8 protein-coding genes are annotated in these 6995 nt (G+C 72.6%); 7 read left to right on the top strand and 1 reads right to left on the bottom strand.

From position 1 onward, the window contains the following. Positions 1-962: UDP-N-acetylmuramate--L-alanine ligase (gene murC, locus FRAQA3DRAFT_RS13380; RefSeq protein WP_009739567.1), on the bottom strand; the 962-nt coding region annotated here is incomplete at its 3' end. Positions 963-1479: 517 nt separating this feature from the next. Between murC and ftsZ the strand changes: the two genes are divergently transcribed. The 7 genes from ftsZ (at position 1480) to FRAQA3DRAFT_RS36035 (ending at position 6880) form a co-directional block, all read left to right on the top strand. Continuing rightward, the gene (gene ftsZ / locus FRAQA3DRAFT_RS38250; RefSeq protein ID WP_009739566.1) at positions 1480-2985 is read left to right on the top strand and encodes a cell division protein FtsZ; all 1506 of its coding nucleotides are present in this window, start codon (positions 1480-1482) and stop codon (positions 2983-2985) included. A gap of 24 nt (positions 2986-3009) precedes the next feature. Then, positions 3010-3693, top strand: coding sequence for a peptidoglycan editing factor PgeF (gene pgeF / locus FRAQA3DRAFT_RS13370; RefSeq protein WP_009739565.1), 684 nt, complete (start codon positions 3010-3012; stop codon positions 3691-3693). After that, positions 3690-4559, top strand: coding sequence for a YggS family pyridoxal phosphate enzyme (locus FRAQA3DRAFT_RS13365; RefSeq protein ID WP_009739564.1), 870 nt, complete (start codon positions 3690-3692; stop codon positions 4557-4559). Before pgeF ends, FRAQA3DRAFT_RS13365 begins: the two co-directional genes overlap by 4 nt. Positions 4560-4569: 10 nt before the next feature. Continuing rightward, positions 4570-5115: a cell division protein SepF gene (locus FRAQA3DRAFT_RS13360; protein ID WP_009739563.1), complete on the top strand. Its 546-nt coding sequence runs from the start codon at positions 4570-4572 to the stop codon at positions 5113-5115. Between the two features lie 81 nt (positions 5116-5196). Then, positions 5197-5451, top strand: coding sequence for a YggT family protein (locus FRAQA3DRAFT_RS13355; protein WP_009739562.1), 255 nt, complete (start codon positions 5197-5199; stop codon positions 5449-5451). A 93-nt stretch (positions 5452-5544) separates the two neighbouring features. Then, a complete protein-coding gene (locus FRAQA3DRAFT_RS13350) occupies positions 5545-6510 on the top strand; it encodes a DivIVA domain-containing protein (protein WP_009739561.1) in 966 nt (321 codons plus the stop codon). 214 nt (positions 6511-6724) lie between these two features. Then, positions 6725-6880, top strand: coding sequence for a hypothetical protein (locus tag FRAQA3DRAFT_RS36035; protein WP_009739560.1), 156 nt, complete (start codon positions 6725-6727; stop codon positions 6878-6880). Positions 6881-6995: the final 115 nt, after the last annotated feature.

Below are 6995 nucleotides of genomic sequence, written 5' to 3'. Positions count from 1 at the left end.
GTCGCAAGCGTCGCGAGGGTCTGGGCCGGCGCAACGCCCAGCTCGGTGGCGACCGCGAGGACCGCCAGCGCGTTGAGGACCGAGTGCCGGCCGGGGATCGCCAGCATCAGGGTGCCGATCTCCTGACCGGCGTGCAGGACGCCGGCGCGGGCCGTGTCGTCCCCGGGCGCCGTGGCGACGTCCACGGCGCGCCACAGGCGATCGGTCCCGAATCCGTAGTCGAGCACCGGCGCGCCCGCCGGCGCTGCCTGCCGGCGCAGCTCGGCGAGGACGGCGGCCACCCCCGGGTCGTCACCGCAGACCACCAGCCGGCCGCCCGGGCGCACCCGCCGGGCGAACGCGGTGAAGGCGGCCTGGACCGACGCCTCGTCCGGGAAGATGTCCGGGTGTTCCCACTCGACGTTGGTGATCACGGCGATGGCGGGTTCGAGGCCGGCGAAGGCGCCGCCGTACTCGTCGGCCTCCAGCACGAACACGTCGCCGCCGCCGGCGAGCGCGTTGCCGCCGAGCTGGGAGACCTCCGCACCGATGACCGCGGTGGGGTCGAGCCCGGCCGCGCGTAGCACCAGGGTCAGCATCGCCGAGGTGGTCGACTTGCCGTGCGAGCCCGCCACGGCGACCAGCCGGTAGCCGGCGGTCAGCTCCGGCAGCCATTCGGACCGGCGGCGAACCGGCAGGCCCAGCGATCGAGCGGTGAGGATCTCGGGATGGTCGTCGGCGAGGGCGCTGGAGGCGATCACGACATCCGCGCCGGCGAGTTCGGCGGCGATCGCCTCCGCCGCCGGCGCGGGCCCGACGCGGACGGGCACCCCGCGGGCCCGCAGGGTCGCCACGCGGGGGGAGTCCTCGGCGTCGCTGCCGCTGACCCTCCCGCCGCCGGCGAGATGGATCTGGGCCAGTGGCGACAGGCCGGCGCCGCCGATGCCGAGGAAGTGGACGTGCTGGGTGCGCTGACGGGTCACGCAGGCAGTACACCATCACCCCCCCGCCTCACCACGCTCCCCCTTGATCGCGCCCCCCGCCAACCTCGGAGGCGGGGCTGCTGGCCCAGGAAGATCACCGGAGGTGATCTGACGGAGTTCGGGTATCACAGTTGGCCAGGGGTCCCCGCGAATCGCCGGAGGCGGGGCTGCTGGCCCAGGAAGATCACCGGAGGTGATCTGACGGAGTTCGGATATCACAGTTGGCCAGGGGTCCCCGCGAATCGCCGGAGGCGATTCGCGGGGAGGGCTTGTGACGAAGCGGACGTGGCAGGAAGGGACGTGACGCGCCGACAGCATCCTTGACCACCGCCGTAGCCGTGCCTACTGTCCGATTCACAGTCGGAAGTTGACATAACTGTAACCGTCTAGCTGACGGTGAAGGTTGAGACTCTGACTGCTTTCCCCCGCTCGCCGCGTGAATCCGCCATCCCGCGGCGCCGCAGGGGCGGGGTAACCCCCCGTCCGACCACCGACGCCGCTGGAGGACCGACACCGCATGGCTGCCCCACAGAACTATCTCGCGGTCATCAAGGTCGTCGGGATCGGTGGTGGTGGCGTCAACGCCGTCAACCGGATGATCGAAGTCGGTCTCAAGGGCGTCGAGTTCATCGCCATCAACACCGATGCCCAGGCCTTGCTCATGAGTGATGCCGACGTCAAGCTCGACGTCGGTCGCGAGCTGACCCGGGGCCTCGGCGCCGGGGCCGATCCCGAGGTGGGCCGGCAGGCCGCCGAGGACCACCGCGAGGAGATCGAGGAGGTCCTCAAGGGAGCCGACATGGTCTTCGTCACCGCCGGGGAGGGCGGTGGCACCGGCACGGGTGGTGCCCCGGTCGTGGCGAACGTGGCCCGTTCGCTCGGCGCGCTCACCATCGGTGTCGTGACCCGGCCGTTCACCTTCGAGGGCCGGCGCCGCGCCACGCAGGCGGACACGGGCATCGACACTCTGCGCAACGAAGTCGACACGCTCATCGTCATCCCGAACGACCGTCTGCTGGCGATGACCGACCGTGACATCAGCGTGCTGGACGCCTTCCGCAGCGCCGACCAGGTGCTGCTCTCCGGTGTCCAGGGCATCACCGACCTGATTACCACCCCCGGCCTGATCAACCTCGACTTCGCCGACGTGAAGACGGTCATGTCGCACGCCGGCAGCGCGTTGATGGGTATCGGGCGGGCCCGTGGCGACGATCGAGCCACGGTGGCCGCCGAACAGGCCATCGCCTCCCCGCTGCTGGAGGCGAGCATGGACGGCGCCCAGGGCGTGCTGCTCAACATCTCCGGCGGCTCGGATCTCGGTCTGTTCGAGATCAACGCGGCTGCGGAGCTTGTCGCGGACGCGGCCCATCCCGAGGCGAACATCATCTTCGGTGCGGTGATCGACGACGCCCTCGGTGACGAGGTGCGGGTGACGGTCATCGCCGCCGGGTTCGACACGGTGCAGGATCGGCGGATCAGGACGCCCAACGTCACGGGGCGGCGGCCCCCCGGCCAGGGTGGGGCCGCCGGTGGCGGCGTCGGGAGCGGGGCTCCGGCCCCGGCCCCGGCCGCCTCGCCTGCGACGACGATCCTGCCGCCGCTGCCGACGATCCCGAGCGCCCCGCCCCGCGCCGTGCAGGCCGCGCCGCCCCCGCCTCCTCCGCCGCCGGCACCGGCGCCCGTCCAGCCTGCCCCCCCGACGCCGAGCTACCTGCAGGCGTCGCCGGCGCCGATCAGCCAGTCGAACGTCGGCCACTACCATCCCGAGCCGCTGCCGGGGGCGCCGGCCGCCCACGAGCCCGCCTCCCCGGGCGAGTCGACCGTGATCCCGACGGTGGAATCGCGTATCGCCCCGCCGGTGCGGGAGTCGGTGGAGCCGGCGAGCGCCGACCCCGGCTACGGCCAGCAGTATCGGGTCGACCCGCCGCGGGCGACGGGGCCGCGGCCGACCTACCCGCCGCGCCGCCCGGTCCGGCCGGTCGCCGACGACGACGAGCTGGACGTGCCGGACTTCCTCAAATAACCCGCGCCAGGCAGACTTCCGGCCATGCCGGTTCTCGTCACCTCGCGTGCGGGCGGGGTCAGCGCGCCGCCGTTCGGCGGGCTCAATCTCGGTGATCACGTTGGCGACGCCGCGGACGCAGTCGCCGCCAACCGGCACCGCCTGGCCGGGCGGCTGCGGATGCCGGTGCAGTACATGCGCCAGGTACATGGCACGCGCGTCGTGGTCGTACGCGAGCCCGCCCCGCCCCCGGAGGCGGACGCGCTGGTCACCGACGTGCCGGGCCTCGCCCTGGCGGTGATGGTCGCCGACTGCGCCCCGGTGCTGTTCGAGTCCCCGACCGCGGTGGGGGTCGCGCACGCCGGGCGGGTCGGCATGGCCGACGGGGTGATCGACGCGACGCTGGCGGCGTTCGACCGGCTGGGCGTCGCACCGGAACGGCTCACGGTCACCGTCGGCCCGTGCGTGTGTGCGGGATGCTACGAGGTGCCGGCGGAGCTGCGCCGGGAGGTCGAGCAGCGGGTGCCGGGCAGCGCGGCGGCGACGCGGCGGGGGACCGCCGCGATCGACCTACGGGCCGGCATCCACCACCAGCTCACTGCGGCGGGTGTGACCGATATCGCCATCGCTGCCCGCTGCACCGCGGAGGACCCGGAGCTCTACTCCTACCGCCGGGACGGCCGTACCGGCCGGTTCGCCGGCGTGGCGTGGCTCGGGCCGGCGGCATGATCGGGCGTGCGGACCCGTCCGCCGGCGCCGATCGGCCCGCAGCGGCGGGCGGCGACCCGGCCCGCCGGGCGGAGCTGGCTCGCCGGCTGGACGTGATCTCCGAACGGATCGCCGCCGCGGCGCGGGCAGCCGGCCGCGATCCGGCCGGGCTAACCCTCATTGCAGTCAGCAAGACCTATCCGGCCGAGGACGTCGTGATGCTGCACACACTCGGGGCCCGCCAGTTCGCCGAGAACCGGGAGCAGGAGGCCGGCCCGAAGGTGAATATGGTCACGCGCCTGCTCGGGGAGCCCGGCGGCGGTCCGGCGGCCGGCGGCGGGGGCGCGCCGGCCGGTGCGGGCGGGGCGGCCGGGGGGCATGAGCTCACCTGGCACTTCGTCGGCCAACTCCAGCGCAACAAGGCCAGATCCGTCCTGCGTTGGGCGGACTGGGTGCAGTCGGTGGACCGATCGAGCCTGGTCGGCGTCCTGTCCCGGCTCGCGGTCGAGCGGGGCCGTCCGTTGTCGATCTGTCTGCAGGTCTCGTTGGACTCGTGGAGTGATTCAGGGGGGCGGGTGGGGTCCGTGGTCACCGGTTCGGGCCGGGGCGGCGGCGATCCCATGGAGCTCGCGGCGCTGGCTGATCTTGTCGAAGAGGCGCCCGGGCTGACACTGCGCGGCGTGATGGCGGTTGCTCCCCGTGGCGAACCGGCACGTCCCGCATTCGCTCGGCTGCGTGCCGTCGCCGAACGGCTGACCGTGGACCACCCTCAGGCCACCGTCATCAGCGCCGGCATGTCAGGCGATCTTGAGGCCGCGGTGGCCGAAGGCGCGACACACCTTCGGATCGGGACCGCTTTGTTCGGTGAACGGCATGGTGTCCCTTAGAGTCGCGCCCATGGGGCTCGGGCGCAGGGCGATGGTCTACCTCGGTCTGGCCGAGGAGGACGAGGACTATCTCGACGACGACTACGACGACGACCGTCGTGCGGTTGGTCATGACGATCGGCGTGCTATGCACGAACCGGTCCCGATGGACCGCACGGTCCGTCGGATCGACGCACGGGAGGAGCCGGTCGCCATGCCGCGACGTCCGCCGGTCGAACCACTGCGCCCCGCGGGACCTGTGCCGATGCGCCGGGTGATGCCCGTCGAGGAGTCGCACCCCTACCGGATCACGACGCTTCAGCCACGTAGCTACAATGAGGCGCGGCAGATCGGCGAGGAGTTCAGGGACGGCACCCCCGTTATCATGAACCTCACCGACATGGACGATGTCGACGCCAAGCGGCTGGTCGACTTCGCCGCCGGGCTGATCTTCGGGTTGCGTGGCGACATCGAGAAGGTGACCAACAAGGTCTTCCTGCTCTCGCCGCACAACGTCGAGGTCACCGAGACGGACAAGCGACGCATCCGTGAGGGTGGGTTCTACAACCAGTCATGACGGGGAGCGCGGACCAGTGACGCGTCCCCAAGGTCCCCAGGAGAGAGCACCATCAGCACACTAGGCGACTTGATCTCATGGGTGCTGCTGGTCTACTTCCTGTTCCTGATAGCGCGGTGGATCACGGATCTGGTTCTCGTCCTCGGTCGATCGTTCCGCCCGACCGGCCCACTGTTGTTGATCTTCGAATCCGTGTACACGGTGACTGACCCCCCGTTGCGGTTCATCCGGCGTATCCTGCCCCCGTTGAGGGTGGGTAGCGTCTCGCTTGACCTCGGGTATCTGGTGCTCTTCTTGGTGATCTTGGTGCTGCGGAGCTATGCCCAGAGGCTGTGACGGGGTTGTGTGCACACCGCGAACGCGGGCGCGGCAGACTGCCCGCAGACCGCCCTCTCTTCGGGGAGCGGCGATGCCGCACGAGGAGGCGACGTGGCTCTGACACCACAGGACGTTCAGAACAAGGTCTTCAGTCCGACGAGGTTCCGCACCGGCTACAACGAGGATGAGGTCGACACCTTCCTCGACGAGGTCGAGGCGGAGCTGACTCGGCTGCTCGATGAGAACAGCGACCTGCGCCGGCAGCTCGACGAGGCCCGCCGCTCCGGCGGCGGCGGCCCCGGGGTGCCCGCGCAGATCCTCGAGGAGAACCAGGGGCTGCGCCGCCAGGTCGAGGAGGCCCGCCGCCAGCTGGCCCAGGTCCAGGCGCAGGCGGCCCAGGCCGCCAGGGAGCGCGCGCAACAGCAACAACAGCAGCCGCCCTCGCCGCCCGCCCCGCAGGGCGGCGCCCCGACCACGGTGATCCCCGCCGTCGGCTCGGGTGGCGGCGGTGTGCCCGCCCGCACCGGTCCCGCTCAGGCCTCCGAGGCCGAGATCGAGCAGCGGGTCGCCCGCACGCTCGTGCTGGCCCAGCGCACCGCCGACGAGGCGCTGCGCGAGGCGCGCGCCGAGTCCGAGCGCGCCCGCCGCGAGGCCCGCGTGGACGCCGACCGCATCATCGGCGAGGCCCGTGCCCACGTCGCCGAGCAGCTCGGCGGCCTGGAGGACGACAAGCGCCGCCTGGAGGGGCAGGTCGAGCAGCTGCGGGCGTTCGAGCGCGAGTACCGCACCCGGCTGCGCGCCTACCTGGAGATGCAGCTGCGGGACCTGGACGGCATGCCGACCCAGCCGCCGGCCGTCGGCGCGGGCAACACCCCCCGGCCCGGCCTGAACCCCGGTGGGCCGACGCCGCAGGCGGTGGGAATGGGCCCGAACGGCGGCCAGCAGAGCCCCGGCCACCAGCCGACGTTCCCGCCCGGCCCGCCGCTGCCCGCCGGCGCCATCGCCCGTGACAACGGCCACGGCCGCCCGGATCTGGACCCCAACCGGCGCGAGGCGCCCGGCATGCAGGAGTTCTGATCCGTCGCCTCGCCCCCGCCCCGCCCCGCCTCGTAGAGATCGTCCCTGCCATGGCCGCGTCGTCCGTGACCACGCCGCGTGCGGCCTGGCCTCCCGATTCGGTGCCGGCGAGCACCGCCGTGGCCGCCGCGGTGCCGCCGAACCCGCCGGCCCGACCCGGTAGCGCCCAGCGCCCTGGCCCGCAGCCGGTCTTCCCGGATCACCAGGACGTGGCATGCTGACTCTTTGTGGCGCACTGCTCGCGCTCTGCGCGGTGCTGGTCATCGTCGGCATCGTAGCCGGCAGCGGTTTCGTTTACGCCTCTCTGATCCTGACGCTCGTCGCCGCGGCGCTGCTGCCGTTCGGCGCGCTGCGCCGAACCTCCTCCTGACCGCTACGGTGCGCCGGCCCCGCCGAGTCGCCGCGTCCTGCGAGCGTCGCCGCATGCCCGGGCCGGGCCGGCGAGCGCCCGGCACCCCGGCTGTCGCCGAGGGGCGCCGGGATCG

The organism is Frankia sp. QA3, from assembly GCF_000262465.1.
GTDB lineage: Bacteria > Actinomycetota > Actinomycetes > Frankiales > Frankiaceae > Frankia.
Note: the sequence above shows the minus strand (reverse complement) of the source record. Positions and strands in the feature narration are given on the sequence as shown.

Coding starts and splice junctions, on each gene's coding strand:
- ftsZ (WP_009739566.1), top strand. CDS start 1,480: ATGGCTGCCCCACAGAACTATCTCGCGGTCATCAAGGTCGTCGGGATC.
- pgeF (WP_009739565.1), top strand. CDS start 3,010: ATGCCGGTTCTCGTCACCTCGCGTGCGGGCGGGGTCAGCGCGCCGCCG.
- FRAQA3DRAFT_RS13365 (WP_009739564.1), top strand. CDS start 3,690: ATGATCGGGCGTGCGGACCCGTCCGCCGGCGCCGATCGGCCCGCAGCG.
- FRAQA3DRAFT_RS13360 (WP_009739563.1), top strand. CDS start 4,570: ATGGGGCTCGGGCGCAGGGCGATGGTCTACCTCGGTCTGGCCGAGGAG.
- FRAQA3DRAFT_RS36035 (WP_009739560.1), top strand. CDS start 6,725: ATGCTGACTCTTTGTGGCGCACTGCTCGCGCTCTGCGCGGTGCTGGTC.